23 protein-coding genes are annotated in these 24,098 nt (G+C 72.4%); 9 read left to right on the forward strand and 14 right to left on the reverse strand.

Translation table 11 applies throughout. From position 1 onward, the window contains the following. Positions 1-134 precede the first annotated feature (134 nt). Positions 135-1,193: a hypothetical protein gene (locus ABIB16_RS06160; RefSeq protein WP_061866955.1), complete on the forward strand. Its 1,059-nt coding sequence runs from the start codon at positions 135-137 to the stop codon at positions 1,191-1,193. 140 nt (positions 1,194-1,333) lie between these two features. On the opposite strand, the gene ABIB16_RS06165 is transcribed toward ABIB16_RS06160, so the two are convergent. From ABIB16_RS06165 to ABIB16_RS06175, 3 genes are read right to left on the reverse strand one after another with little or no spacing between them, the layout of a single operon-like run. Further along, on the reverse strand, positions 1,334-1,780 hold the full coding sequence (locus ABIB16_RS06165) for an acyl-CoA thioesterase (protein ID WP_002853740.1): 447 nt from the start codon (positions 1,778-1,780) through the stop codon (positions 1,334-1,336). Continuing rightward, positions 1,777-2,997, reverse strand: a complete 1,221-nt coding sequence (locus tag ABIB16_RS06170; RefSeq protein WP_061866956.1) for an App1 family protein phosphatidate phosphatase — start codon at positions 2,995-2,997, stop codon at positions 1,777-1,779. The genes ABIB16_RS06165 and ABIB16_RS06170 overlap by 4 nt, the downstream gene beginning before the upstream one ends. Before the next feature lie 27 nt (positions 2,998-3,024). Beyond that, positions 3,025-3,396, reverse strand: coding sequence for a DUF6508 domain-containing protein (locus tag ABIB16_RS06175; RefSeq protein ID WP_255502829.1), 372 nt, complete (start codon positions 3,394-3,396; stop codon positions 3,025-3,027). A gap of 158 nt (positions 3,397-3,554) precedes the next feature. Here ABIB16_RS06175 and ABIB16_RS06180 point away from each other — a divergent pair, with 158 nt between their 5' ends. Together ABIB16_RS06180 and ABIB16_RS06185 are read left to right on the forward strand one after the other, a co-directional pair. Then, positions 3,555-4,460, forward strand: coding sequence for an inositol monophosphatase family protein (locus tag ABIB16_RS06180; protein WP_020621600.1), 906 nt, complete (start codon positions 3,555-3,557; stop codon positions 4,458-4,460). Positions 4,461-4,527: 67 nt separating this feature from the next. Beyond that, positions 4,528-5,052 (forward strand): pyridoxamine 5'-phosphate oxidase family protein, encoded by a 525-nt coding sequence (locus ABIB16_RS06185; protein ID WP_020621599.1) that lies wholly within the window; start codon positions 4,528-4,530, stop codon positions 5,050-5,052. 55 nt (positions 5,053-5,107) lie between these two features. Here the strand turns inward: ABIB16_RS06185 and ABIB16_RS06190 are convergent, their stop codons facing one another. From ABIB16_RS06190 to ABIB16_RS06205, 4 genes are all read right to left on the reverse strand, one after another. After that, positions 5,108-6,166 carry a dioxygenase family protein gene (locus ABIB16_RS06190; protein WP_061866958.1) on the reverse strand — a complete coding sequence of 353 codons (1,059 nt, stop codon included), beginning with the start codon at positions 6,164-6,166 and terminating at the stop codon, positions 5,108-5,110. Positions 6,167-6,424: 258 nt separating this feature from the next. Beyond that, positions 6,425-8,143, reverse strand: coding sequence for a thiamine pyrophosphate-binding protein (locus tag ABIB16_RS06195; protein WP_061866959.1), 1,719 nt, complete (start codon positions 8,141-8,143; stop codon positions 6,425-6,427). After that, positions 8,140-9,156: an agmatinase gene (speB, locus tag ABIB16_RS06200; protein ID WP_061866960.1), complete on the reverse strand. Its 1,017-nt coding sequence runs from the start codon at positions 9,154-9,156 to the stop codon at positions 8,140-8,142. The genes ABIB16_RS06195 and speB overlap by 4 nt, the downstream gene beginning before the upstream one ends. A 76-nt stretch (positions 9,157-9,232) precedes the next feature. Next, the gene (locus tag ABIB16_RS06205; protein ID WP_061866961.1) at positions 9,233-9,802 is read right to left on the reverse strand and encodes an XRE family transcriptional regulator; all 570 of its coding nucleotides are present in this window, start codon (positions 9,800-9,802) and stop codon (positions 9,233-9,235) included. Positions 9,803-9,986: 184 nt separating this feature from the next. Between ABIB16_RS06205 and ABIB16_RS06210 the strand changes: the two genes are divergently transcribed. Together ABIB16_RS06210 and ABIB16_RS06215 are read left to right on the forward strand one after the other, a co-directional pair. Continuing rightward, positions 9,987-11,594, forward strand: a complete 1,608-nt coding sequence (locus ABIB16_RS06210) for a sodium:solute symporter family protein (protein ID WP_231862055.1) — start codon at positions 9,987-9,989, stop codon at positions 11,592-11,594. A gap of 95 nt (positions 11,595-11,689) precedes the next feature. After that, on the forward strand, positions 11,690-12,883 hold the full coding sequence (locus tag ABIB16_RS06215) for an alcohol dehydrogenase catalytic domain-containing protein (protein WP_061866962.1): 1,194 nt from the start codon (positions 11,690-11,692) through the stop codon (positions 12,881-12,883). A gap of 75 nt (positions 12,884-12,958) precedes the next feature. On the opposite strand, the gene ABIB16_RS06220 is transcribed toward ABIB16_RS06215, so the two are convergent. Both ABIB16_RS06220 and ABIB16_RS06225 read right to left on the reverse strand, forming a co-directional pair. Next, positions 12,959-13,282: a DUF202 domain-containing protein gene (locus ABIB16_RS06220; RefSeq protein WP_061866963.1), complete on the reverse strand. Its 324-nt coding sequence runs from the start codon at positions 13,280-13,282 to the stop codon at positions 12,959-12,961. Positions 13,283-13,286: 4 nt separating this feature from the next. Then, entirely contained in the window at positions 13,287-13,706 is a 420-nt protein-coding gene (locus ABIB16_RS06225; protein WP_041103054.1) for a YidH family protein, read from the reverse strand. Positions 13,707-13,804: 98 nt separating this feature from the next. Between ABIB16_RS06225 and ABIB16_RS06230 the strand changes: the two genes are divergently transcribed. Continuing rightward, positions 13,805-14,935, forward strand: a complete 1,131-nt coding sequence (locus ABIB16_RS06230) for a VIT1/CCC1 transporter family protein (RefSeq protein ID WP_095353376.1) — start codon at positions 13,805-13,807, stop codon at positions 14,933-14,935. Between the two features lie 179 nt (positions 14,936-15,114). Here the strand turns inward: ABIB16_RS06230 and ABIB16_RS06235 are convergent, their stop codons facing one another. Continuing rightward, a complete protein-coding gene (locus ABIB16_RS06235) occupies positions 15,115-15,822 on the reverse strand; it encodes an ABC transporter permease (RefSeq protein WP_060973830.1) in 708 nt (235 codons plus the stop codon). Positions 15,823-15,868: 46 nt separating this feature from the next. Further along, on the reverse strand, positions 15,869-16,789 hold the full coding sequence (locus ABIB16_RS06240; protein WP_060973829.1) for an ABC transporter ATP-binding protein: 921 nt from the start codon (positions 16,787-16,789) through the stop codon (positions 15,869-15,871). Positions 16,790-17,000: 211 nt separating this feature from the next. Between ABIB16_RS06240 and ABIB16_RS06245 the strand changes: the two genes are divergently transcribed. Genes ABIB16_RS06245 through ABIB16_RS06255 form a run of 3 tightly spaced genes read left to right on the forward strand, consistent with a single transcriptional unit; the run spans position 17,001 to position 19,004 of the window. After that, positions 17,001-17,249, forward strand: coding sequence for a hypothetical protein (locus ABIB16_RS06245; RefSeq protein ID WP_060973828.1), 249 nt, complete (start codon positions 17,001-17,003; stop codon positions 17,247-17,249). A gap of 40 nt (positions 17,250-17,289) precedes the next feature. Beyond that, positions 17,290-18,399 (forward strand): sensor histidine kinase, encoded by a 1,110-nt coding sequence (locus ABIB16_RS06250; protein WP_060973827.1) that lies wholly within the window; start codon positions 17,290-17,292, stop codon positions 18,397-18,399. Further along, entirely contained in the window at positions 18,369-19,004 is a 636-nt protein-coding gene (locus ABIB16_RS06255) for a response regulator transcription factor (protein ID WP_060973826.1), read from the forward strand. Before ABIB16_RS06250 ends, ABIB16_RS06255 begins: the two co-directional genes overlap by 31 nt. Before the next feature lie 118 nt (positions 19,005-19,122). Here the strand turns inward: ABIB16_RS06255 and sucD are convergent, their stop codons facing one another. The 3 genes from sucD to pcrA all read right to left on the reverse strand — a co-directional run bounded on the left by sucD (position 19,123) and on the right by pcrA (position 23,986). Beyond that, positions 19,123-20,043, reverse strand: a complete 921-nt coding sequence (gene sucD, locus ABIB16_RS06260) for a succinate--CoA ligase subunit alpha (protein WP_061867723.1) — start codon at positions 20,041-20,043, stop codon at positions 19,123-19,125. 27 nt (positions 20,044-20,070) lie between these two features. Then, a complete protein-coding gene (gene sucC / locus ABIB16_RS06265; RefSeq protein ID WP_041103060.1) occupies positions 20,071-21,240 on the reverse strand; it encodes an ADP-forming succinate--CoA ligase subunit beta in 1,170 nt (389 codons plus the stop codon). Positions 21,241-21,424: 184 nt separating this feature from the next. Beyond that, positions 21,425-23,986: a DNA helicase PcrA gene (gene pcrA / locus ABIB16_RS06270; protein WP_041103062.1), complete on the reverse strand. Its 2,562-nt coding sequence runs from the start codon at positions 23,984-23,986 to the stop codon at positions 21,425-21,427. Between the last annotated feature and the right edge of the window lie 112 nt (positions 23,987-24,098).

The raw sequence follows: 24,098 nt of genomic DNA on the forward strand, positions 1-24,098 counted from the left end.
CGCGCGGTGATGTCGCAGGGCGGCGGTCGCTCGAGGGCACCCGACTCCTGCACAGGCTCCCCGACGTCGGGTGCCCTCCACCGCCGGCGCGGCCGACCCCTCGCGCCCCGGACGGGCCCACGACACTGGGCCGCATGACCCCGCTCTCCGACCACTCGCGTACGCTGCTCCCGGGACGCGGGCCCCTGCTCAGCGCGGCGGACCCTCACGACGGGGCGGCGCGGCGCCGTCTCGAACGCGCCTGGACCCGCGGGGTCCTCGTGCGGCTCTGCCCGCGCGTCTACATCAGCGTCAGCGACTGGGCCGCGCTGCGTCCGTGCGACAGGGCGGTCGTGTCCGCCGTCGCCCTCTCGATCGCCCGCCCCGCGACGGTGTTCACGGGCCTGACCGCGGCCCGGTTGCACGGTCTGGGGCCGGCCGTCGAGCCGCCCGCGCTCGAGCTGCGCGCCCCCTCGCCCGGGCATCACGGCTGCGGTCCGCTGACCCGCCGTCCCCTCGCCCCCTCCCTGGTGGCCCACGACCGCCGGCTTCCCGTCCCGCCGCGCCGCCGACCCCGGTGGGGGCTGCCGGAGGCGGCCCCCGCCGCGCCTCAGCCGGTCGAGGCCGTCCTGTCGGACGGGCAGAGCCTGGGAACCGTCCTGGCGGATCCGCTGCCCACGGTGCTGCTGGTCCTCGGAGCGGCCACCCCGTTCCGCGACGCCGTGGCCCCGCTGGACGCGCTCGTCCGAGCCCGGCCCGAGGAGGCCGCACGCTGGGCGAGGCAGGCGGAGAGCCGACTCGGATCGGCGGCCGCCCTCCGCCGATTCGAGCGGGCCTGGCACTTCGCGGACGCGCGGGCGGAATCCGCCGGCGAGTCCTACAGCCGGGCCATCATCCACGAGCTCGGCTTCGTCCCGCCCACGGCGCTGCAGCATCGCCACCGGGATGCGAACGGACGCGAGGTGGCCCGCACGGACTTCTGGTGGGAGCAGGTGCGGGTGTACGGGGAGTTCGACGGGCTGGGCAAGTACGACCTGTCGTTCTTCGACGGTGACGACACGGCCCGCCGCGCCAGCATCCGCCGGGAGAAGGAACGGGAGGTGGCCCTGCAGCTGGTCACCCGGGCGGGTGCGCATTGGACGTGGGGAGACCTCCTGCGGCCGGACCGGCTGGCGCGGATCCTCACCGCCGCGGGCGTCCCCCGCTCGGTCTGATCCACGGCCGTCCCACGGGCCCGGTCCCGACTCGGCGAGCCCGAGCGGTCGACCTCCGCTCTGCGACATCGCAGCCGTGCTGCACGGCGGTGATGTCGCTGGGCGGCTGCCGGGCAGTCAGCAGCCCACCTCGGCCCACCTCAGCCGGCCAGCGCCGCCCGCTGCTCGGGGCTGATGCGCACGGGGCGGCCCGTCTGCCCGTCGACGAACACCATGACGGACGTCGCGGTGGCGCAGAGGGTGTCGTCGACGCCGTCGTGCAGGGCGTAGCCCACGTGCACCGAGGCGGCCTTCACGGCGTCCACGCTCACCACCACGCGCAGCGGCACGGGGCGGTAGGGCATCTGGGCCCGGTACTTCACGGTGTGCTCGGAGATGAACGTCCGCACACCGGGGGCCACCCCCTCGAGCAGGTCGATCGGCGGGGCCTGCCCGCCACCGGCGCCGGTGTTCGCGGGCACGCCGAAGGCCGCCACGCGGGCCTCCTCCAGCAGCTGCACCACGGCGATGTTGTTCACGTGGCCGTAGGCGTCCATGTCCGCCCAGCGCAGCGGGATGCGGACCTCGACGGAGCGCGAGGCGGTCATCGGGCGGCCTCCTCGTCCGCGGGCCGGCCGTCGCGCTGCCCCGGGGCGTCGAGGGTCGCCGGCGCCTCGTCGTCACCGAGGATGTCCTCGCGCCAGGCCTCGGGCTGCACGTCCACGAACTCGACGGGCAGGATGCCCAGGTCCTCGAGCTGATTGGACAGCGTGGCCCCGTCCGGGCCGTAGCACCACGGGATGCCCGGGGTGGAATGGCGGGTGTCCTCCGCCCGGCCGCCCGCGAGCAGCGCCTGCGAGGGGGTCAGCTGCCGGATGACGATCGCCTTGACCCGGTCGGGGTGGCGCTGCGCGAACTCGGCGTAGATCTCGGGGTCGTGCTGGCCGTCGTCGCCAACCAGGATCCACTGGATGTCCGGGAACTGCTCGGCGAGGCGCTCGAGCTGGACCCTCTTGTGCTCCTGACCGGAACGGAACCAGCGGTCCCTCGTGGGCCCCCAGCTGGTCAGCAGCAGAGCGCCGAGCGGGTAGAGGTTGCGGCCCAGGAAGCGGGTGAGGGTCTGCGCCACGTTCCACGCGCCCGTGGACAGGTACAGCACGGGGGCCTTCGGCTCGAGCTCGGCGATCCGGCGCAGCAGCACGGCGATCCCCGGAGTGGGCGTGCGGGCGTGCTCGTCGATCACGAACGAGTTCCAGGCCGCCAGCAGGGGGCGGGGCAGCGAGGTGACCACCACGGTGTCGTCGATGTCCGAGACCAGGCCGATCCGCGCGCCCGGCTCGCAGATGTACAGGTCCATGACGGCGTGCTCCTCTTGGCCGCCGACGTGGAGGGTGGCGGTCTGCCAGCCGGGCTCCAGCTCGACGTCCAGCACGACGTCGACGACGCCCATCCGGTCCGTGCGCACCGTGGTGCGCAGGTCCCCCACCTGCACCTCCACCTCGGCGTAGGCCATGGGCGGGGCCACGAAGTTGCGCCAGCCGCGCACGCCGTCCGCCACCACCTTCGACAGCCGACGGCCGTTCATGAACTCCTCGTCGGAGGCGATCACCACACGGGAGAGGATCCGCACCCAGCTGGTGCTGCCGTAGCCCGTGAACGCCATGACCGTCGGCACGTTGCCGGCACGCAGCGCGCGGGCGCGGTGCCAACGGTTCCACCCCTCCTGCAGGTGCGTGGCGACGTTCTCCACGGGAGTGGGGTCACCGGAAGGGGCCAGGCGGCCGCGCCGGGGCGCGGGCGTGGGGGCGTCGGAGGCTGCGGGCATGCGCCCAGTATTCCGCACCGTGCGCTCTCAGCGGATCTCGGGGACCAGCGCGGTCAGGCGGTCCAGCATGCGGCCGACCTTGCCGTTCTCGATCGCGGCGGCCACGTGCCCGTCCGCGAACCGCTCGCCGCGCACCAGGTAGGTGAACAGCGTGCCGAGGTCGGCCAGGGACGCCTCGGCGATGCCGGCCTCGCTCACCCGGTCCACGTTCCGCAGGTAGTCGACGTCGATGCCCGCCAGCTCCTGCGCGGCCACGAGGCCGGGGAACACGCGGTCGTCGTAGTCCGGGTAGACGCCGCCGAGGGTGCCGGGCGCGGGGGCGCCGTAGGAGGCGATCGGCCGGGCCTCGGTGCCGTAGCCGGCGGCGAGCAGCTCGCGCAGCGCACGCACGGCGGCCACGCGCTGGGGCGTGGGGGTCTGCGGGCCGGTGAGGGTGGCGTCGTCGTCGGGGGTCGGGAGGGGGTGCTCGGTAATGGCGGCTCCTCTGCTCGGGGGGGGTCGGCCCCATTGTCTCGCGTGCGGTCCGACGTGTCCGGGCCCCCGCCTAGGCTCGGGGCATGAGCCCCGCCCTGCCCCGCCCCGCCGAGCTGCGCGCGATCGCCCTCGACGCCGCCCGCGCGGTCGTCGGCGACCTCGCCGCCGCCTTCCGCTCCCCCACCGCCATCGGGCCCGAGGCCAAGACCACGCACCACGACCTCGTCACCGTGCACGACCGACACACCGAGGCCCGGCTCGTCGCCGCGCTCACGACGGCGGTCCCCGGCTCCGGCGTGCTCGGCGAGGAGCTCGGGGCGCAGGCCGGCACCGGTGAGGCCGCCCGGCTGACCTGGATCGTCGACCCCATCGACGGCACCTCCAACTTCACACACGGCTTCGCGATGTTCTCGGTGTCCCTGGCCGCCGAGGTCGACGGCGAGGTGGTGGCCGGCGTCGTGCTGGACCCCGTGGGCCGGCTGGCGTTCTCCGCCGACGCGGACGGCGCCTACCTCACCCGCGGCGACGGGCCGGAGCGCCCGCTGGCCGAGGTCGGCCGGCCGGCGCCGGCCGGCGGCGAGCGCGCCCAGAACCTCGTGACCTCCTATCCGGCGGGCGAGGCGCTCGCGCGCGAGGGCGAGGACGCGCTGCGCCGCTTCGGGCGGCTCGTGACCGCCCACGCGACCGTGCGCCGCACCGTCTCCGGCGCCCTCGAGCTCGCCCACACGGCGGCGGGCTGGGCCGACGCCGCGCTGTACGTGGACACCAAGCCCTGGGACGTCGCGGCGGGGCAGCTGATCCTGCGCCGCGCCGGGGGCAGGTGGCTCACGCCGGACCCGGCCGCGCCGTCGTCGGGCCGGCTCGTCGACGACGGCCCGCGCGCCCACACGTGCCCGTTCGCGCTCGCCGTCGCCCCGGGCCGCGAGGCGCCGACGACGGCGGCGGTGCTGGGTGACATCGTCGCCTCGCGGGCGACCGACCATGTATAGAGTGGATGTGAGCCCGATCTCAGCGCCGCGCCCGACGGCGCCCGTCCCGGCATGCCAGGAGGCCCCGATGACCCAGCAGCACCATGACACCGACGACGCCCCGTCGATGCAGCGCCCCGATCCGGTCGCGGAGCCCGGGGACCACCTGATGTTCGAGCACCCGGACGGCGAGGCCGTCCTGGTGCTGGACGAGGACCAGGTCTGGCGACTGCTGGGCCGCGTGGGCCACGCGCGCCTCGGGCTGGCCGTGGACGGGCGGCCGGACATCGTGCCGGTGAACGTGCGGGCCCACGACGGCGCCATCTACTTCCGCACCGCGCCCGGCTCGAAGCTCGCCGAGCTCACGGTGAACCCGCGCGTCGTGGTGCAGGCCGACGGGATCCTGGCCGACCAGGCCTGGTCCGTGCTCGTGCACGGCACCGCGCGCCGCCTGGACACGGAGGCGGAGATCGCGGAGGCCGAGTCCCTCGGCATCGAACCGTGGGTGCCGACGCTCAAGGACTTCTACGTCCGCGTGGACGTCCAGCGCGTGTCCGGCCGCCACTTCGTGTTCGGCCCGCACCCCGAGCGCAACGAGTCCCAGACCGACTGAGCCGCCGGCAGGACGCGTGGGCTGAGCCGGACGGCTCAGCCCACGTCCGCCGGGCTCAGGGCTGCGCCGGGGGCTGGCCGCCCTCGCCGCCCGCCGGGGGCTGGCCACCGCCGGGCCCGCCCATCCCGCCCTGCTCCTGCTCCTGCTCAGTGGTGGTGTCGATCGGGACGTCGATGGTGATGGCGAAGCCCTTCTCCACGGAGCCCGTGATCTGCGGCAGCTGCGTCTCGTAGCCGTCCGAGAAGACGTTGTCCGTCTCGAGGCTGACGTCGGCGAAGTTCTCCGTGGACCCGTCGTAGGCCGAGGTGGCGTAGACCTGCGCGGACTGCTCCTCGGGCATGGCGATCTGGGAGGTGAGGACGTTGTTCGTCGCGTCCGTGATGGACGCCTTGTCCGGGAACACCTCGAAGTGCAGGTGGGGCCACCGGCCGTCGTAGCAGCCGGGCCACACCGTGGTGAAGGTGACCGTGCCGTCGTCGCCCACCACCTGGACGCCGCGCAGGTAGGTCTCCTCCGTGATGCCGTCCGAGTACATCGAGTAGCGGCCCTGCGCGTCGGCGTGCCAGAGGTACACGGCGGCGCCGGTCATGGCGGCGTCGCCGTTGGCCATGTCGATCACGTTCATCGTCACCCTCAGCGGGACGCCCTCGGCGGCGGTGCCCGTGTCGATGCTCGTGGTCAGGTCGGAACGTTCGATGCCGGACGCGTCGAGCACGTCCGGGCCGTTGGAGCCGCCGCCCGGGTACGGGCCTGCGTTCTCGGTGACCATCTCGGTCAGGGTGGCGGACGGCGAGGCGCTCGCCGCCGACGAGGAGGAGGCCGCGGGTGACGAGGAGCCGGCGCTCGCCGACGTCGAGCCGGAGGAGGACGAGGCGCCCTCCTGGACACCGCACGCGGCGAGGACGAGGGCTCCCGCCCCCGCGCCGAAGATGCCCAGCGCGTTGCGGCGGGAGACGAGCGTGCCGACGTCGAAGGCGGCGCCCTGGTCCTCGACGTCCTCGGCCGGGCGGTGGAAGGCCCGGCCCTCGAAGGTGGGCGTGACGGCGGGGGCCTCGCCTCCCTCGGAGACCTGGGGGAAGGGACGGCGGGAGCGGATCGAGAGCCAGGGGGCCATGGAGTTCCTCTCGTGGGGCGCCCGCCGGGTGGCGGACCGCGTCGAGAGGCCAGCATGGCAACGGATGCCGGACGTTTTCGTGAGATCGGCGGGATGGTTCCAGGACATCTCCTGGGCGGTTTCTGACGCGGGCGGGACCGCCGGCGCCTCGGTCGACGTCTCAACTACCTGCCGGTCCAGCTCCGTTGCTGAAACATGCACCTGGAAAGGTGGCGCACACTCTCAGGGTCGAGTCAGCGATTCCGGCGCCGGGCCGCGTCAGACCTCCGGAGCCTCCCCCAGGTGGCTCGGCGCCCACATCGCCAGGCGGGTCTGCACCACGACGACGTTCGGCCCGTCCGCCTGGAACGCGCGCTCGAGCGCGCCGCGCACGTCCTCCACTCCCACCGTCTCGGCGGGCACGCCGAAGGAGGCGGCGAGGGCCTGGAAGTCCGGCCGGTCGAGCTCGGTGGCCGTGGCCTTGCCGAACGCGCCCTCCATGTACTCGCGCAGGATGCCGTACCCGCCGTCGTCGATGATCAGCCACGTCACCGCCGCACCGTGCTGCCGGGCGGCCGCGAGCTCGGCGAGGGAGTACATCGCCGAGCCGTCGCCGGCGACGGCGAGCACGCGCCCCTCGATCCCCGTGCGACCCTGGTGGGCCAGGCCCACCGCGCCGCCGAACGCGGCCGGGAACCCGTAGCCGAGCCCCCCGGCGCCCTGCGCCGAGTGGAACTCGCCGTCCTGCGCGTCCCAGCAGTTCCACGCCCAGTATGCGGCGATGGTCATGTCCCAGTACGTCTGCATGGTCGACGGGACGGCGGCCCGGATGTCCGCCAGGAGCCGGCGCTCCACGCCGAGGTCCTGGGCGTCGAGGCGGGCGGTGATGCGCGCGTTGACGTCGGCGACCACCTCGGCCGGGGTGCGGCCGTGCCAGACGGCGGCGTCCTGCGCCACCGAGCCCGACTCGCGCAGCGCCGCGGCGAGGGCCTCGAGCGCCTGGCCGGCGTCGGCGCGCACACCCAGCGTGGGGTGGTTGGTCTCCAGCACACGCGGCTCCGCGTCCACCTGGATGAGGCGGCCGCGCGGCTCGAGCGTGAAGTAGTTGGAGGTGACCTCGCCGAGCGAGGAGCCCACCACGAGCAGCACCTCCGCGTCCTCGAGCAGGTCCGTGACGAGGCGGTCCTCCACCCAGCCGCCGAGGCTGAGCGGGTGCCCCCACGGGAAGGCGGTGTTGCCGCCCGGCGAGCAGACCACGGGCGCCTGGAGCAGCTCCGCGACCTCCCGCAGGCTCTCCATCGCGGCCCGGCCGGAGCGGCGCACACCGCCGCCGGCCACGATCGCCACCCGCCCGGCCCCGCGCAGCCAGCGCACGGACTCGGCCACGAGCTCGGCGCGCGGCGGATGGTCGTAGGGCACGGCCAGGGCGTCCTCGACCGGGGGCACCATCACCTCGCCGAGCAGCACGTCCTGCGGGATCTCGACCCACACCGGCCCCTGCGGCACGGTGACGGCCTCGGCCCACGCGTCCTGGATCGCGGACGGGATGCCCGAGGCGTGGTGCACCGTGAACTGGGCCTTGGTGACGTTGCGGGCCGAGGCCTTCTGGTCGTCCAGCTGGTGCAGCATGCCCTTGCGCCGGGCGCCGAGCCCGGACAACGGGATCTGCGAGGCGATCACCAGCATCGGCACGCCCGTGGCGTAGGCCTCCTGCAGGCCGGCCAGCGAGGTGAGCGCGCCGGGGCCGGTGGAGAGGAACAGCACCCCGACCTCGCCGGTGGCCCGGGCGTACCCGTCGGCGGCGAAGGCGGCGTTGTTCTCCACGCGGTTCGAGACGAACTCCAGCGGGGAGCGGGACAGGGCGTCGAAGAGGCCCAGGGCGTGCTGGCCCGGGATGCCGAAGACCGTCCGTGCACCCAGGGCGTGGAGCGTCTCGACGGCGAGGTCGCCGCCGTTGCGCCGCGGGGCCGCCGCCGTCGTCGTCTGCTCGTCCGTCATCGGCCCGGCTCCTCACCGGCGGCCGCGCGGGTGGCGCGGCGGTCGGCCATCAGGGAGATGAGGTCGTACGCCACGTGGGAGGCGGCGACGCCGGTCAGCTCGGCGTGGTCGTAGGCCGGGGCCACCTCCACCAGGTCCGCGCCCACGATGTCCAGCCCGCGCAGGCCGCGGAGGATCTCGAGCAGCTCGCGGCTCGTGATGCCGCCGGCCTCGGGGGTGCCGGTGCCCGGCGCGTGCGCGGGGTCGAGGACGTCGATGTCCACCGAGATGTAGAGCGGCCGACCCCCGATGCGCTCGCGCAGCTGGTCCACGATCTCGTCCACGCCCTGACGGAACACGTCCGAGGAGGTGACGATGCCGAAGCCCATGCGGTGGTCGTCGTCGAGGTCCTTCTTGCCGTAGAGCGGACCGCGCGTGCCCACATGCGAGATGGCCTCGGTGTCCAGGATCCCCTCCTCCACGGCGCGGCGGAACGGCGTGCCGTGGGTGTACTCGGCGCCGAAGTAGGTGTCCCACGTGTCCAGGTGGGCGTCGAAGTGCAGCAGGGCCACGGGCTCACCCGCCCGGGCGGAGGCGGCGCGCAGCAGCGGCAGCGCGATGGTGTGGTCGCCGCCGATGGTCATGAGCGAGGAGCCGTCCTCGGTGAGGTCCATCGCGTCCTGCTGGATCGCCTCGATGGCCTCGCCGATGGTGAACGGGTTCACCGCCATGTCCCCGGCGTCCACCACCTGGGCCTGCGCGAAGGGCGAGGTGTCCGTGGCGGGGTTGTACGGGCGCAGCAGCCGCGAGGACTGCCGCACGTGGCCGGACCCGAAGCGTGCACCGGGGCGGTAGGAGACACCGGCGTCGAACGGGACGCCGACCACCTTGATCTCCGGGGCGACGCCGGCCGCGGCCGCCTCGTCCAGGCGCGGCAGCAGCGCGTAGGTGGGGGCGCCGCCGTAGCGGGGCACGAGGGCGGAGTTCACGGGGCCGAGGCGGCCGTTGTCCTCGACGCGGGGGATCTCGAGCATCTGGGATGTCCTCTCGGGGCGGTTCGGTTCGATTCGGTTCGGTCTGGTCTGTCCGGTGCGGGCGTGCCGCACGGGGTCACGCGTGGCCCACGAGGGTCCACAGCACGACGGCGGGGCGGTCGTCCGGATTGGCCCACGAGTGAGGCTCGCGGCCGGGGAGGGTGACGGTGTCCCCCTCCTCCAACAGGTGCACGGCCTCGGTGGTCCGCAGTTCGAGGCGGCCGGTGGCCACGTGCACCGCCTCCACGCGGCAGTCCACGGTGTACAGCTCCGCCTCCCCGCGGCCGTGCGGCGCGATGTCGGCGCGCAGGATCTGCAGGTCGCGACTGCCGCGCGGGGTGATCAGGCGCTCGCGGATGCCCTCGCCGCCGAGGCTGATCGCGGGGGCGTCGGCGAGGCGCACGACCGTCACCTCGGGCGCGTCCAGGACGTCGCCCGGGCTCGCGCCGAGCACCTGGCACAGGGTCACGAGCGTGCTCACGGACGGGCTCGTCAGGTCCCGCTCGAGGCGGGAGAGGAAGCCCTTGCTGACGCCGGCCGCCTCGGCCAGCTGGGCCACGGTGAGCCGCCGCGCCTCGCGCAGCGCGCGCAGCCGGCGGCCGATCAGCGCCTGGCCCGGGGTGGTCTCGAGCGGGAGGGCCTTCATCGCGCTCCTCCCGACGTCGGCCAGGCGACATCGCCGATGTCCCCCTGGACGACATGTTGTCTGATAAGCAACATGTGTTTACCGTAGACCCGGTTCGTGTGATCGGCAACACGCCGATCACTCCTGTCCCGCCGCGGCGCCCCCGCATCCGGCGCCCCGGATCCCCTCGCCCCAAGGACCGCCCGTGACCCTCAACCTGACCATCGTCGCCGTTTACCTGGTCGGCATGCTCGCCTTCGGCTGGTGGGGCAAGGCCCGCGCCGCCAGCTCGGAGGACTACCTCGTGGCGGGCCGTCGTCTCGGGCCGGTGCTGTTCACCGGCACCATGGCCGCCGTCGTGCTCGGCGGCGCCGCCACCGTGGGCGGCGTCGGCCTGGGGTACGAGTTCGGGCTCTCCGGCGCGTGGCTCGTGGCCGCCATCGGCGTCGGCGTGCTCATCCTGTCGGTGGCGTTCGCCCCGATCCTGGCCCGCCTGAAGATCTACACCGTCTCGCAGATGCTGCGCCTGCGGTACGGCCGCGGCGGGGCCTCGCACGCCTCCTCCTTCGTGATGCTCGCCTACACGCTCATGCTCGCCGCCACCTCCACGGGCGCCTACGCGTCGATCTTCGTGGTGCTCTTCGGCTGGGACCGCTGGCTGTCCGTCCTGGTGGGCGGCGGCATCGTGCTGGCCTACTCAGTGCTCGGCGGCATGTGGTCCATCACCCTGGCCGACATGGCCCAGTTCCTCATCATGACCATCGGCCTGTTCGCCCTCATGCTCCCCCTCTCCCTGGCCAAGGCCGGCGGCTGGAGCGCCATGCAGGAGCGCCTGGGCGCCGAGTTCTTCAGCTGGGACGGGATCGGCGTGCAGTCGATCGTCACCTACTTCGTGATCTACACCCTCGGCCTGCTGATCGGCCAGGACGTCTGGCAGCGCGTGTTCACGGCCCGCTCCCCCCGCGTGGCGCAGATCGGCGGCGCCACCGCGGGCCTGTACTGCATCGTGTACGGCGTCGCGGGCGCCGTGATCGGCATGGCCGCCCGCACGGTCACCGCGGACATCGCCACCCAGGACGACGTGTTCGCGTGGGTCGCCCAGAACCTGCTGCCCGTCGGCGTCGGCGGCGTGGCCCTGGCGGCCGCCGTTGCGGCCATGATGTCCACCGCCTCGGGCGCGATCATCGCGGCCTCGACCGTGATGCGCACGGACATCCTCCCCATCCTCCGCGGCGAGGCCACCGCCTCCGAGGACGGCGCCACCGCCGGGGACGAGGCCCCGGAGACCGCGGCGGAGCTCGCCTCGAACCGCGGCTGGGTGCTGCTGCTCGGCGCCGTCGTGCTGGGGCTGGCGATCGTCGTCCCGGACGTGGTGGCGGCCCTGACCATCGCGTACGACATCCTCGTGGGCGGCCTGTTCGTCGCGATCGTCGGCGGCCTCGTGTGGAAGCGCGGCACCGGGACGGCGGCCCTGTGGTCCATGGTGGTCGGGACGGTGGGCACCCTCGGCACCATGGGCTGGCTCGAGCTGAACGCGGCGGAGCCCTTCGAGGGCGTCTTCGCGAACGAGCCGATCTACGTCGGCCTGGCCGCCTCCGCCGTCGTGTACGTCCTCCTCAGCCTGATGACCCCGCCCACCGACCCCGCGGTCCTCGAGGCCTGGCGCGTGCGCTCCCGCCACGGCGTCGACGCCGTGGCGGGAGCGTCTCTGACCAGGAATCCCGGGGCCTGCGATCCTCCGATGCCCGCACGATGGTCAGGCCAGACGATGCGGCGGCGGGCGATCCTTCCTCAGGCTCCTCCCGGCCCCTAGTGTTTCCGTATAGCTCGGGACCGGGACGCCCCCTCGGGGCCGTTCCGGCTTCCATTCACCCGGGCCTCGCTGGAGACAGAAAGGCAACGGTTCCCATGACCACCAAGAATCGCGCCGTGGCATTCCACGGCATCAAGGACGTGCGCGTCGACGAGCTCGACTTCCCCAAGCTGGAGATGCCCGACGGCTCCGCCGCCCCGCACGGCGTCATCCTCAAGATCGTCGCGACCAACATCTGCGGCAGCGACCTGCACATCTACCGCGGGTCCTTCCCCGCACCCGAGGGCATGGTGCTGGGTCACGAGATGACCGGCCAGGTGCTGGAGGTCGGCAGCGACGTCCAGTTCCTGCAGGAGGGCGACCTCGTCTCCGTGCCGTTCAACGTGGCCTGCGGCCGCTGCCGCAACTGCCGCGCCGGCCGGACCGAGATCTGTGAGACCGCCAACCCGGAGCAGGCGTGCGCCGCCTACGGCTTCAATCTGGGCGGCTTCCAGGGCGGACAGGCCGAGTACCTGTTCGTGCCGTACGCCGACTTCCAGCTGCTGCGCTTCCCGGGCCAGGAGCAGGCGATGGAGAAGATCCTGGATCTGGCCGTGCTCTCGGACATCCTCCCCACGGCGTTCCACGGCCTCATGGAGGCCGGCGCCAAGCCCGGCTCCACCGTCTACATCGCCGGTGCCGGCCCCGTGGGCCGGTGCGCCGCGGCCGCCGCTCGGCTGCTGGGCGCCTCGTGCATCATCGTGGGCGACCAGGACGCCTCGCGGTTGGAGCTGGTGCGCAAGCACGGCTGCGAGACCATCGACCTCTCCGCCACGGAGAACCTGCAGGACGCCGTGAACGACATCCTCGGCGAGCCGATGGTGGACTGCGCGGTGGATTGCGTCGGCTCCGAGGCCCACGGCCTGGGCTCCGCGTCCGATGAGATGCAGCCGATCGCCGCCGTGAACCAGGTCCTGGACATCACCCGTCCGGGCGGCGCCACGGGCATCATCGGCATCTATGGGCCGGACCCGATCGCGGAGACGAAGGCCGAGCAGGAGGGCACCTTCCTGGTGGACTTCGGCAAGGCCTGGATCAAGTCGCCCCACATCATCGGCGGCCAGGCGCCCATCATGCGCTACAACCGCCAGCTGATGATGTCCATCCTGTGGGACCGGATGCCGTACCTGACGGAGATGGTCAACCCGCGCGTGATCAGCCTGGACGAGGCACCCCAGGCCTATGCGGAGTTCGACCAGGGCTCCCTGGAGAAGTTCGTCATCGACCCCCACGGCATGATCGCCCGCTGAGCGGTCCGCCTCCGGAGGCACGACGGCGCCCCTCACCTGCCCGCGCAGGTGAGGGGCGCCGTCGTCGTCCGCGGATCAGGCCGCGTGCAGCAGCGTGGCGGTGATCCCGAGGGCTGCCAAGCCCACCACCAGCGCGACCATGCAGGCCACCGACGCCAGGGCCGGCCGGGCCTGCTCCCGCGCGATTCCGTCCGCGTGCGCCACGTAGCGCCGGCGCTGCGTGGCCAGCACCGCCGCCCCGCCGACGGCCGCCACCACCGCAGGCCCGAACGCCCACGCGCCGACGGCCGGCCACCACCTCAGGAACGTGAGGCTGAGGACGCCCAGCGCCAGGACCGTGCGGCCCCAGCTCATCACGGTGCGCTCGGGCTGCAGCCCCGGGTCGTGATGCAGGCGCATCGTCTCAGCCTCGCGGAAGGACGACGGCGGCCAGCAGCACCACGACGGCCAGCACGACGCCCCCCGCGAGGACCGGGACGATCAGCGGCAGCGGCAGCGGACGGCCGCGGCGCATCGCCCGCTCCACCCGGAGCCAGCGCGCACCCGCGCCCAGGGCGAGCAGCGCCGCCAGGACGAGCAGCACCGTGCTCAGCACCACCCGGACCGGCGGCGCGAAGAGGGCACCGGTGAACGCCTCCACCGCGACCCCGCCGGCCAGCAGCGCCAGTGCCGTCCGGACCCAGGCCAGGAACGTGCGCTCGTTGGCGAGCGTGAACCGGGGGTCCGGCTCCTCCCCGCCCGCCAGGAGGCGGTGCTGCCAGGCCGGCCGGCCGCCGTCGTGGGCGGCGGTCTCGGGGCCGTCGGGGGTCTCTGCTGCGTCCATGCGGCCATGGTAGCGACGGCGTAGACTGGCCGGTCGGGCGCGCCCGGCCGCCGCGGCCGCGACGGCGCCGCCCCCCCCCGCCCATCCGATGGAGCCCCATGAGCCCCGCCCACACCGCCACTCCTGCGGCACGTCCCGAGCCGACCCGCGAACAGGTCCGACGCTGGCGCCGCTACCTCGCGGATGAGATCGCCGAGGGCCAGATCTACCGCGACATCGCCGCTCGCAAGGACGGCGTGGAGCGCGACATCCTGCTCGGCCTCGCCGAGGCCGAGCGCCGCCACGAACAGCACTGGCGGGCCCTCCTGGGCGAGCACGCCGAGAACCCGCCGCGCCCCTCCCTGCACCGCATCCTGCTGCGCTGGCTCGCGCGGATCTTCGGCTCCGTGTTCGTGCTGGCCCTGGCCCAGCGCGCCGAGTCGGACACTCCCTACGCGGAGGACCAGGACGCCCCCGAGGGCATGGTGGCGGATGAGGCCATCCACGAGGAGGTCGTGCGCGGCCTCGCCGCCCGGGGTCGCGAGCAGCTGGCCGGCAACTTCCGCGCCGCCGTCTTCGGCATGAACGACGGGCTGGTCTCCAACCTGGCGCTCGTGATGGGCATCGGCGCGACGGGCGTGGCGCCGTCCGTGGTGCTGTTCACCGGCGTGGCCGGCCTGCTGGCGGGCGCGCTGTCCATGGCGGCCGGCGAGTACGTCTCGGTGCGGTCCCAGCGGGAGCTGCTCGAGGCCTCCTCCCCCACCCAGATCACCCTCGAGGCGGCCCAGCACCTGGACCTGGACCACAACGAGCTCAAGCTCGTCTACCTGGCCCGCGGCATGACGCCCGAGGACGCCGAGCACCGCGCGCTCGAGCGCCTCGGCTATCTCACGTGCGACTGCAACCCGCAGTTCTCCGCCCGTCCCGACGGCTCCCAGGGCCCGGTGGACCACTCGGACTCCTTCGCGGAGATCGGCTCGGCGTGGAGCGCCTCCCTGTCCAGCTTCGCGTTCTTCGCCTCCGGCGCACTCATCCCGATCCTGCCGTACATCTTCGGCATGTCCGGGCTGTGGGCCCTGGGCCTGGCGGCGGCGATGGTGGGCGTGGCCCTGCTCTTCACCGGCGGTGTGGTCGGGCTGCTGTCCGGCTCCTCACCGCTGGCTCGGGGCCTGCGCCAGCTCGCGATCGGCTTCGGCGCCGCTGCCGTGACGTACGTGCTCGGCCTGCTCTTCGGCGCGAACGTGGGCTGACGCGGGGAGGGCGGTCTGGCGCCCCGGCCACGAGAAGAGGGTCCGGTCCTCTCCGTCCTCTCGGCGGCTCAGTTCCTCCAGAGCCCCGATGAGTGCACCGACAGCGGTGGGCCGGCCCGCTGTCGCAGTGTCGCTCTGCTCTGTGTCATGAGGAGCGGAAGGTGGTGACCATGCGGGCCTCAGGTACGCGGTTCCCACCGGAAGGTGCTCTTTGCCATGGCGAACGCCGCCACGACGAAGGCGAGGCTCGGCAGCAGCAGGCTGACGGCCTCGTGGAGGGCCATGCCGCTCCATCCCTCGATGATCAGCTCGGTCACCGCACCGCCGGGGAGCAGGCGTTTGACTCCGGCAAGCTCCTCCGTGCCGGTCAGACCGACCCACATGGAGGCGCCGAGGGCGACGACGAACAGGGGCAGCGTGGTCACCTGCGCGTGGTCCGGGGAGTTGGTGAGACCCGCCGTCGCGATGGCCGCGCCCACGAACATCAACTCCAGGACGACGACGGCGGCCACGACGGCCACGACCCCCACCGGAGGGGTGCCGACGACCGACAGGATCGCGACGATGACCCCGGCCTGCACCAGGTTCACCAGCGCAATCGGCAGCACGAGACCGCTCAAGATGGAGGCGTCCTTCGCCGACGTGGAGCGCAGCCGCTTGAGGAACAGGTTCTGGCGGCGGGAGGCCAGGGTGGTCGTCGCCGTGATGTAGGTGCCCATGGCGGTCACGGTGACCAGGATCAGAGCGGCCGTCACCGGGGTGCCCCCGAAGTTCTCGCGGTTGAAGATCAGGACCGCGCTGAAGGCGAGGGGGATGAACAACGACGAGGCTGCGACGAGGCGGTTGCGGACGAGCTGTGTCATCTCGCTGCGGGCGATGGCGAACATTGCGGGCTCCTCTTGTGGTGGTCGAGTCGGTCGTGAGGACGTGTGATCAGGCGTTAAGGGCGCGGAAGAGGGATTCGAGCCCCTCGGCTCCGACGTTCAGGCCCTCGAGCTCCACATCGCGGGAGCGGGACCACACCAGGAGGCGGTACAGGTCCTCCTGGAGGTTCGTGGTGGGGATGGTGACCGCGCCGCCGGGTGCGATCGTCGCGTCCTCGAACGGGACGGTGGGCTCACCACTCAGCCGGAAGCTGATGGTCGAGGGGAAGGCCGAGGTGAGCTCGGCGACTGTCCCCTGCCGATGGATGCGGCCGCTGTGCATGAGCGCGATGCGGTCGGCCCGCTCCTGGGCCTCCTCGAGGTAGTGCGTGGTGAGCAGGATCGTCGCGCCCTCGTCACGCAGCCGGTCCACGACGTGCCAGAGTGCGTCGCGTGCCTCGATGTCCAACCCCGTGGTGGGCTCGTCAAGGAAGATCAGCTCCGGTGAGCCGAAGATCGCCGTGGCGAAGTCGAGGCGGCGCTTCTCGCCGCCAGAGAGCTGCCCGGTCCGGGTGTCCCGACGCCGGCGGAGGTCCACGAGGTCCAGGACACGGTCGACGTCGTCGTCCCGCCGCGTCAGACGACCGATCAGCGCGAGGGTCTCGCGTACGGTCAGGTCCGGGGCGAACCCGCTCTCCTGGAGCATGATCCCCACCCGACGACGCAGGGTGCGGTCGCTCGGGTCCTGCCCGAGGACCCGCACGGAGCCGGCGGTCGGGGCCCGGTGACCCTCCATGACCTCGATGGTGGTGGTCTTCCCGGCACCGTTGGTGCCGAGCAGGCCGAAGAACTCCCCACGTCGGATCTCGAGATCGATCCCGTCGACGGCAGTGAAGTCCCCGTAGTCGACCCTGAGGTCGTGGATCTCGACGATCGTCTCCGTGCGAGAGTCGACGGCGGTGGGGGCGGGGAGAAGCGTCGTGTTCTGCATGTCCCCCACACAACCAACCGGAATCCGCCCCCGACAGTGAGGTCACGTCACTGCGCGGCATGACAGAGTTGGTGCGCAAGCATGACGCTGCGTCACTGGTGCGGGGCGGGCCGGTGACGGAAAGGTGGATGTCGTTCCGATCCCGCGGCACCCGCGGCGGATCGGGACCGCCGAAGAGAACCAACCATCGACCTGGACACGGGAGGCTCCCATGAAGACCATCCGGACCATCGCATTCATCCTGTTTCTCTGTGCAACCGCGTTCGGCGTCATGTTGACGCTGCACTACCTGCCCATCCCCGAGATCCTGCCCTCTGAGATCACCTCCTGGGTCCCCGCACGGGACACCGCCGACGCCACCTGGCTGATCGTCGGCATGGTGGTCGCCGTCGTCGCGACCGCTGTGGGGTTCTCGGCCAGCCACAAGGCCGTCGAGCGAGAGACGCAGGTGACCTCCTGAGGGGCACCCGATCCACGCGCTGACTGAACATGGAGTGCCCATGACCTCCGAGCACACGTCGGAGACGCGAAGGCTGCGCAGTAGGACGAGCTTCGTCCTGCTCGCAGTCTTCGGTGTTGCCGCCATCGTCGCCCTCCTGACGTCCGCTGTGGAGCCGTGGCCCCCTCTCGTCCTGGCACCCGGCCTCATCGCCGGCCTCTGGCTGCTGTCCCAGTGGCACCGGGAGGTGGCTGCTCCGACGCGTTGGGCAGTGCTCGCCCTGGGCACTCTCACCTGGGCGCTCAGCGCCCTCTGGGATCTGACTCCCCTGGGCGCCCTGGCCTTCGCCCTCGCCGGTGCGCTCGAGGTCATGTGGAGCCGACACGCCAGGGCCGTCGTGACCCTGCTGGTGCTCACTGTCGGGTCGGCGGCCGGCGCTCTCGTGTTCGTCACCGATCCCCAGGCCTTGTGGGTCTATGTCGGCATGGGCGCCCTGCTGACGGGCGTCGCGTGCGTGACCATCCCCGTTTCCCGAATCTCCTTCGACCTCATGCGCCTGCAGGACCAGCGTGCTGAGCAGGAGCGGGCAGCCTCTCTCGATGCCGAGCGGCTGCGCTTCTCCCAGGACCTCCATGACATCCAAGGCCATGCGCTGCACGTGGTGAAGCTCAAGATCGCCGTCGCCCAGCGGATGCTTTCCACGGACACCGACGCGGCCCAGCGGGAACTCGATGAGGCTCAGCAGACCCTGCGCCAGACCATGGCCGAGACCAAGGCGCTGGCACAGGACGGGCACACCTTGACCCTGCGCGGTGAGCTCGCGAACTCCGTCGCGCTGCTCGAGGCCACAGGCATCACCGTCACCACCGACGACGACGGCGGCCCGCGAGGCGAAGAGTTCGAGCATGTGGCCGGCGTCGTGATCAGGGAGGGGACCACCAACATCCTGCGTCACTCCGACGCCCGCAGGGTCGAGATCAGCCTTGCCCCCGGGCACGTGGTGATCTCCAATGACGGTGCGGCCGGTGTCTCCGCCGAGGACCACACGGGAGGGCTGGACAACCTCCGGTCCCGCCTCGCGGGGGTCGGAGGCCGCCTGGACGTCTCCTGTGTCGACGGACGGTTCACCCTCGGGGCACGATGGGAAGCGGACGAGGAGGAGTCGGTGTGAATGACATCAGGATCGTCCTGGCGGACGACGAGAAGCTCCTGCGCACAGCACTGGCCACTCTGCTGGAGATAGAGGGCGGCATCCGCGTCGAGGAGGTGGCCGCCGACGGCCATGAGGCGGTCGAGGCAGTGCGCCGCATCGATCCCGACATGCTGGTGACGGACATGGAGATGCCCGGTCTGGACGGCGTCGCAGCCGTCGCGACGCTCCGCGAGACCCACCCCGACCTCCCGGTGGTGATGCTCACCCGCCACGCCCGTCCCGGGGTGCTCCGACGGGCGCTGAAGGCTGGCGTCACCGGGTTCGTCACCAAGTCTGCGGAGCCGGGGGAAATCGCCGATGTGATCCGCAGGGTGAACAGCGGGCAACGATGGATCGATCCGGACACCACGGCCCGGGCGATCTCGGACGACTGTCCCCTCACCGACCGGGAGCTCGACGCCCTGCGTGCCACGGGCGAGGGGTACTCCGTGGCCAGGATCGCGCAGCAGCTGCACCTCGCGGAGGGCACGGTCCGCAACTACCTCTCCAGCGCCATGCAGAAGACCCAGACGTCCACGCGCCATGACGCGGCGCGGTTCGCCCGCCGCCACGAGTGGCTCTGACTCCGCGTCTCCCGTCATCTCACAGGACCTCACCACGACGACGGCCCCTCACCCTGGCGGGTGAGGGGCCGTTCGCTGTGGTCGCCGTGCCGTCAGGCCCGGCGGCCGAGGGTCGGGATCAGGCCTGGGCCTGCAGGATCTCCCGCATGAGCTGGGCGGTCTCGGACGGGGTCTTGCCGACCTTCACGCCCGCGGCCTCGAGGGCCTCCTTCTTGGCCTGCGCGGTGCCGGCGGAGCCGGAGACGATGGCGCCGGCGTGGCCCATGGTCTTGCCCTCCGGGGCGGTGAAGCCGGCCACGTAGCCGACGACCGGCTTGGTGACGTTGGCCTTGATGAACTCGGCCGCACGCTCCTCGGCGTCGCCGCCGATCTCACCGATCATCACGATGGCCTGGGTGTCCGGGTCGGCCTCGAACGCCTCGAGGGCGTCGATGTGGGTAGTGCCTATGACCGGGTCGCCGCCGATGCCGATGGCGGTGGAGAAGCCGAAGTCACGCAGCTCGTACATCATCTGGTAGGTCAGCGTGCCGGACTTGGACACGAGGCCGATGGGGCCGGAGCCGGTGATGGTGGCCGGGGTGATGCCGGCCAGGGCCTCGCCCGGGGTGATGATGCCGGGGCAGTTCGGGCCGATGATGCGGGTCTTCGGCTTCCCGTCCTCGCCGGTCTTCGACTGCGACAGGGCGAAGAACTCGGCGGAGTCCTGCACCGGGATGCCCTCCGTGATGACCACGAGCAGCGGGATCTCGGCCTCGATGGCCTCGATCGCGGCGTCCTTGGCGAAGGCCGGCGGCACGAAGGCCACGGACACGTCCGCGCCGGTCTTCTCCATGGCCTCCTTGACGGTGCCGAAGACGGGCAGCTCGACGGCGTTGCCGTCCTTGTCCTCGTGGGACACGGTGGTGCCGGCCTTGCGGGCGTTCACGCCGCCCACGATGTTCGTGCCGGCCTTGAGCATGAGGCGGGTGTGCTTGGTGCCCTCGCCGCCGGTGATGCCCTGGACGATGACCTTGGAGTCCTTGTTCAGGTAGATCGACATAGCTGTTTCCTCAGTCTTTCCGAACGGTCAGTTCGCGGAGTGGGCGAGCTCGGCGGCCTTGTCGGCGCCCTCGTCCATGGTGGCGGCCAGGGTGACGAGCGGGTGGTTCGCCTCCTGCAGGATGCGGCGGCCCTCCTCCACGGCATTGCCGTCCAGGCGCACGACCAGCGGCTTGGTGGCGGTGTCACCCAGGATCTCGAGGGCCTTGACGATGCCGTTCGCGACGGCGTCGCACGCGGTGATGCCGCCGAAGACGTTCACGAACACGGACTTGACCTGCTCGTCGCCCAGGATGACGTCGAGGCCGTTGGCCATGACCTCGGCGTTGGCGCCGCCGCCGATGTCCAGGAAGTTGGCCGGCTTCACGCCGCCGTGCTTCTCGCCGGCGTACGCGACGACGTCGAGGGTGGACATCACGAGGCCGGCGCCGTTGCCGATCACGCCGACCTGGCCGTCCAGCTTCACGTAGTTGAGGCCGTTGGCCTTGGCCTTGGCCTCCAGCGGGTCCTCGGTGCGCTCGTCGACGAGGGCGGCGTGGCCCTCGTGGCGGAACGCCGCGTTGTCGTCGAGGGAGACCTTGCCGTCCAGGGCGAGGATCGTGCCGTCGCCGGTCTTCACCAGCGGGTTCACCTCGACGAGGGTGGCGTCCTCCTTCTCGAAGACCTCCCAGAGCTTCTGGATGACCTCGGCGACGTCGGCGCGCAGCTCCTCGGGGAAGCCCGCCTCGGCGACGATCTTCTGGGCGGTCTCGGCGTCGATGCCGGTCAGCGCGGAGACGGGCACCTTGGCGAGGGCCTCGGGGCGCTCCTCGGCCAGCTGCTCGATCTCCATGCCGCCCTCGACCGAGCACATGGCCAGGTAGGTGCGGTTGGCGCGGTCCAGCAGCACGGAGAAGTAGTACTCCTCGGCGATGTCGGCGCCCTGGGCGATCATGACCCGGTGCACGGTGTGGCCCTTGATGTCCATCCCCAGGATGGCCTTGGCGTGCTCGTAGGCCTCGTCGGCCGTCTTGGCGACCTTCACGCCGCCGGCCTTGCCGCGGCCGCCGACCTTCACCTGCGCCTTGACGACGGTGACGCCGCCGATCTTCTCCGCGGCCGCCTTGGCCTCGTCCGGGGTCTGCGCAACGATGCCGGCCAGCACGGGGACGCCGTGCGCCTCGAACAGATCGCGCGCCTGGTACTCATACAGGTCCACGGTGGTGTGTCCTTCTTGGTCGAAGACAGGGTCTGCCGGCCTCGCCCGCGGGCGCGGCCGACGTCGACGCCCCCTCCGTGGCCGGGCCGGGCACGGGGGCACAGCAGGGCGGCGGACGGCGGCGTTCCACGGCTCACTCTAGTCCACACCCCGGAGAGACCGGGGAGTCGGCGGGCCGGTCCCGTCAGCCCTCGACCTTCGTCAGCGGGGCGTAGCGCAGCAGCAGCCGCTTCTGCGCCCCGGTGGCGTCGAAGGTGACGGTCGCGACGGTCTTGTCCCCCGCGCCCGCGACGGCGTCCACACGCCCCTCGCCGAAGGTCGCGTGGGAGACGCGGTCGCCCGGGCTGAGCGCCACGATCTCCTTCTGCGGCTGCACCCGGCTCGGCGCCTTCCCGCGCACCACACCGGAGGGCACCGTGAGGTCCGCCGGCTCGTCCCCGCGGGTGAGGCGCTGGGGCCGCGCGCCGTCGTCGTCCCGGGACCGCCAGGCCGGTCGCCCGCCGCCGAACCGCCCCGCGTAGCGCGAGGTGCCGGCGCCGGTCAGGCTCAACGACCCGGCCGAGCGCGTGGTGCCCTCCCGCTCCCAGTCGATGAGCGCCTCCGGGATCTCCCCGAGGAACTGGCTGGGCGGGTTGAACTGGTGCTGGCCCCACAGCGAGCGTGCCTCGGCGCGCGTCAGGAACAGGCGACGGCGGGCGCGCGTCAGGCCCACGTAGGCCAGACGGCGCTCCTCCGCGAGCTCCTTCTCGTCCGTCATCGAGCGGGCGTGCGGGAACACCCCGTGCTCCATGCCCGTCAGGAACACCACGGGGAACTCGAGGCCCTTGGCGGTGTGCAGCGTCATGAGCGTGACCTGGCCCTGCTGCTCGGCGAGCGCCTCGCCCTCCACGTCCGGGGCCGTGGGCAGCTGGTCCGCGTCCGCCACGAGCGCCACCTGCTCGAGGAAGTCGGACAGGGTGCCGTCCGGGTGCGTCGTCTCGAAGGAGCGGACGACGGCGACGAGCTCGCCGAGGTTGTCCGCGCGGGACTCGTCCTGCAGGTCCTCGGACTCGCGGAGGGCGGCCAGCATCCCGGACTGCTCGAGGACGGCCTCCAGGACGGTGGCCGGGCCGGCGGACTCGGCGACCTGGCCGAGGTCGTCCATCATCTGCACGAAGCCGCGGACGGCCTTGAGCGAGCGCGCGGCCATGCCGGGGGCGTTCTCGGCGTCGCGCAGGGCCGCGGAGAACGTGGAGCGGTTGCGCTCGGCCCACGCGGCGATGGCGCCCTCGGCCCGGTCCCCGATGCCCCGCTTGGGCTCGTTGAGGATGCGGCGCACGTTGACGTCGTCGTCGGGGTTGACGATCACCCGCAGGTAGGCGAGCGCGTCCTTGATCTCCTTGCGGTCGTAGAAGCGCGTGCCGCCGATGACCCGGTACGGGATGCCGCGCGTCACCAGCCGCTCCTCGAGCGCACGGGACTGCGCGTTGGTCCGGTAGAACACGGCGACGTCGGCCGGGCGGATCCCGTCCTCGTCCTGCAGCCGGTCGATGGTGGTGGCGATCCACTCCGCCTCGGCGGACTCGTTCTCCGCGGCGTAGCCGACGATCGCGGGGCCCTCCCCCTCGGCCGTCCACAGGCGCTTGGGACGGCGGTCCGGGTTGCGCTCGATCACCGCGTTGGCGGCGTCCAGGATGGTCTGCGTGGAGCGGTAGTTCTGCTCGAGCTTGATGGTGACGGCGTCCGTGAAGTCCTGCTCGAACTCGACGATGTTGCGGATGTCCGCGCCGCGGAACGCGTAGATGGACTGGTCCGAGTCGCCGACGACGGTCAGCTCGCCGCCGGGGGTCTCCACGCCCTCGGGGTCGCCCGCCGGGCCGGCGAGGAGCCGGATCAGGCGGTACTGGGCGTGGTTGGTGTCCTGGTACTCGTCCACGAGGACGTGGCGGAACCGGCGGCGGTAGTTGTCCAGCACGCGCGGGAACGCCTCGAACATGTGGACCGTCATGCCGATCAGGTCGTCGAAGTCCAGGGCGTTGGCCTGGCGCAGGCGGGCCGTGTAGTCCCGGTAGACGGCGGCGACGGCGCGGCCCCACGGGTCCCCCTCGGCCACGGTGGCGGCGTAGTCGTCCGCCTCCACGAGCTCGTTCTTCAGGGAGCTGATGCGGTTCAGCAGGGCCTTGGGCGCGAAGCGCTTCGGGTCCAGCTCGTGCTGCTTGGCGACGGTGGTGACCAGGCGCAGGCTGTCCGCCGAGTCGTAGATGGTGAAGGTGGACTTCAGCCCGATGTTGGCGGCCTCGTTGCGCAGCAGCCGCACGGCGGAGGAGTGGAACGTGGAGATCCACATCCGCTGGGCGGTGGGGCCGATCAGCCCGGCCACGCGCTCGCGCATCTCCGCGGCGGCCTTGTTCGTGAAGGTGATGGCGAGGATCTCGTGCGGCCGCGCCCGGCCGGTGGCGAGCAGCCACGCGATGCGGTGGGTCAGCACCCGGGTCTTGCCCGAGCCGGCGCCCGCCACGATCAGCAGCGGCGCCCCCGTGTGGGTCACCGCGGCTGCCTGCTGCGGGTTGAGCCCCGCCACGAGCGACTCGGGAGTGTGCGCCGGCGCGGCCGGCCGGGCGTCCTCGCCCCAGGCCTCGGGGTCCGCGGCCGCGCGCGTGACGGCCGGGGGCACGAGCCCGGGCAGGGCGGTCTCCGGGTCCGCCGGGCGGCGGGTGCGGTCGAGGTTCAGGGGCGTGCGTCCGAGCGCGGAGAAGAGGTCAGCCATGGCGAACCCAGTCTAGGTGTAGGAGGGCATGACGTTGTTGACTCGGGCCGGTGCCAACGAGGCCGGAGGAGCGTCTCCGCAGGAGGTATGAGGCCGATGGTAGTTGTAGTGG

Origin of the sequence: Micrococcus sp. UYEF5, assembly GCF_040546065.1 — a bacterium.
Taxonomy (GTDB): Bacteria; Actinomycetota; Actinomycetes; order Actinomycetales; family Micrococcaceae; genus Micrococcus; species Micrococcus luteus.

Excerpts from the sequence above, each read along its gene's own strand:
- ABIB16_RS06225 (WP_041103054.1), bottom strand. The coding sequence starts at position 13,706 with ATGGACGCAGCAGAGACCCCCGACGGCCCCGAGACCGCCGCCCACGAC.
- ABIB16_RS06160 (WP_061866955.1), top strand. The coding sequence starts at position 135 with ATGACCCCGCTCTCCGACCACTCGCGTACGCTGCTCCCGGGACGCGGG.
- ABIB16_RS06205 (WP_061866961.1), bottom strand. The coding sequence starts at position 9,802 with ATGAAGGCCCTCCCGCTCGAGACCACCCCGGGCCAGGCGCTGATCGGC.
- ABIB16_RS06190 (WP_061866958.1), bottom strand. The coding sequence starts at position 6,166 with ATGGCCCCCTGGCTCTCGATCCGCTCCCGCCGTCCCTTCCCCCAGGTC.
- ABIB16_RS06250 (WP_060973827.1), top strand. The coding sequence starts at position 17,290 with ATGACCTCCGAGCACACGTCGGAGACGCGAAGGCTGCGCAGTAGGACG.
- ABIB16_RS06230 (WP_095353376.1), top strand. The coding sequence starts at position 13,805 with ATGAGCCCCGCCCACACCGCCACTCCTGCGGCACGTCCCGAGCCGACC.
- pcrA (WP_041103062.1), bottom strand. The coding sequence starts at position 23,986 with ATGGCTGACCTCTTCTCCGCGCTCGGACGCACGCCCCTGAACCTCGAC.
- ABIB16_RS06170 (WP_061866956.1), bottom strand. The coding sequence starts at position 2,997 with ATGCCCGCAGCCTCCGACGCCCCCACGCCCGCGCCCCGGCGCGGCCGC.
- ABIB16_RS06240 (WP_060973829.1), bottom strand. The coding sequence starts at position 16,789 with ATGCAGAACACGACGCTTCTCCCCGCCCCCACCGCCGTCGACTCTCGC.
- ABIB16_RS06245 (WP_060973828.1), top strand. The coding sequence starts at position 17,001 with ATGAAGACCATCCGGACCATCGCATTCATCCTGTTTCTCTGTGCAACC.
- ABIB16_RS06195 (WP_061866959.1), bottom strand. The coding sequence starts at position 8,143 with ATGACGGACGAGCAGACGACGACGGCGGCGGCCCCGCGGCGCAACGGC.
- ABIB16_RS06215 (WP_061866962.1), top strand. The coding sequence starts at position 11,690 with ATGACCACCAAGAATCGCGCCGTGGCATTCCACGGCATCAAGGACGTG.
- ABIB16_RS06165 (WP_002853740.1), bottom strand. The coding sequence starts at position 1,780 with ATGACCGCCTCGCGCTCCGTCGAGGTCCGCATCCCGCTGCGCTGGGCG.
- ABIB16_RS06235 (WP_060973830.1), bottom strand. The coding sequence starts at position 15,822 with ATGTTCGCCATCGCCCGCAGCGAGATGACACAGCTCGTCCGCAACCGC.
- ABIB16_RS06255 (WP_060973826.1), top strand. The coding sequence starts at position 18,369 with ATGGGAAGCGGACGAGGAGGAGTCGGTGTGAATGACATCAGGATCGTC.
- ABIB16_RS06220 (WP_061866963.1), bottom strand. The coding sequence starts at position 13,282 with ATGCGCCTGCATCACGACCCGGGGCTGCAGCCCGAGCGCACCGTGATG.
- ABIB16_RS06180 (WP_020621600.1), top strand. The coding sequence starts at position 3,555 with ATGAGCCCCGCCCTGCCCCGCCCCGCCGAGCTGCGCGCGATCGCCCTC.
- speB (WP_061866960.1), bottom strand. The coding sequence starts at position 9,156 with ATGCTCGAGATCCCCCGCGTCGAGGACAACGGCCGCCTCGGCCCCGTG.
- ABIB16_RS06185 (WP_020621599.1), top strand. The coding sequence starts at position 4,528 with ATGACCCAGCAGCACCATGACACCGACGACGCCCCGTCGATGCAGCGC.
- sucD (WP_061867723.1), bottom strand. The coding sequence starts at position 20,043 with ATGTCGATCTACCTGAACAAGGACTCCAAGGTCATCGTCCAGGGCATC.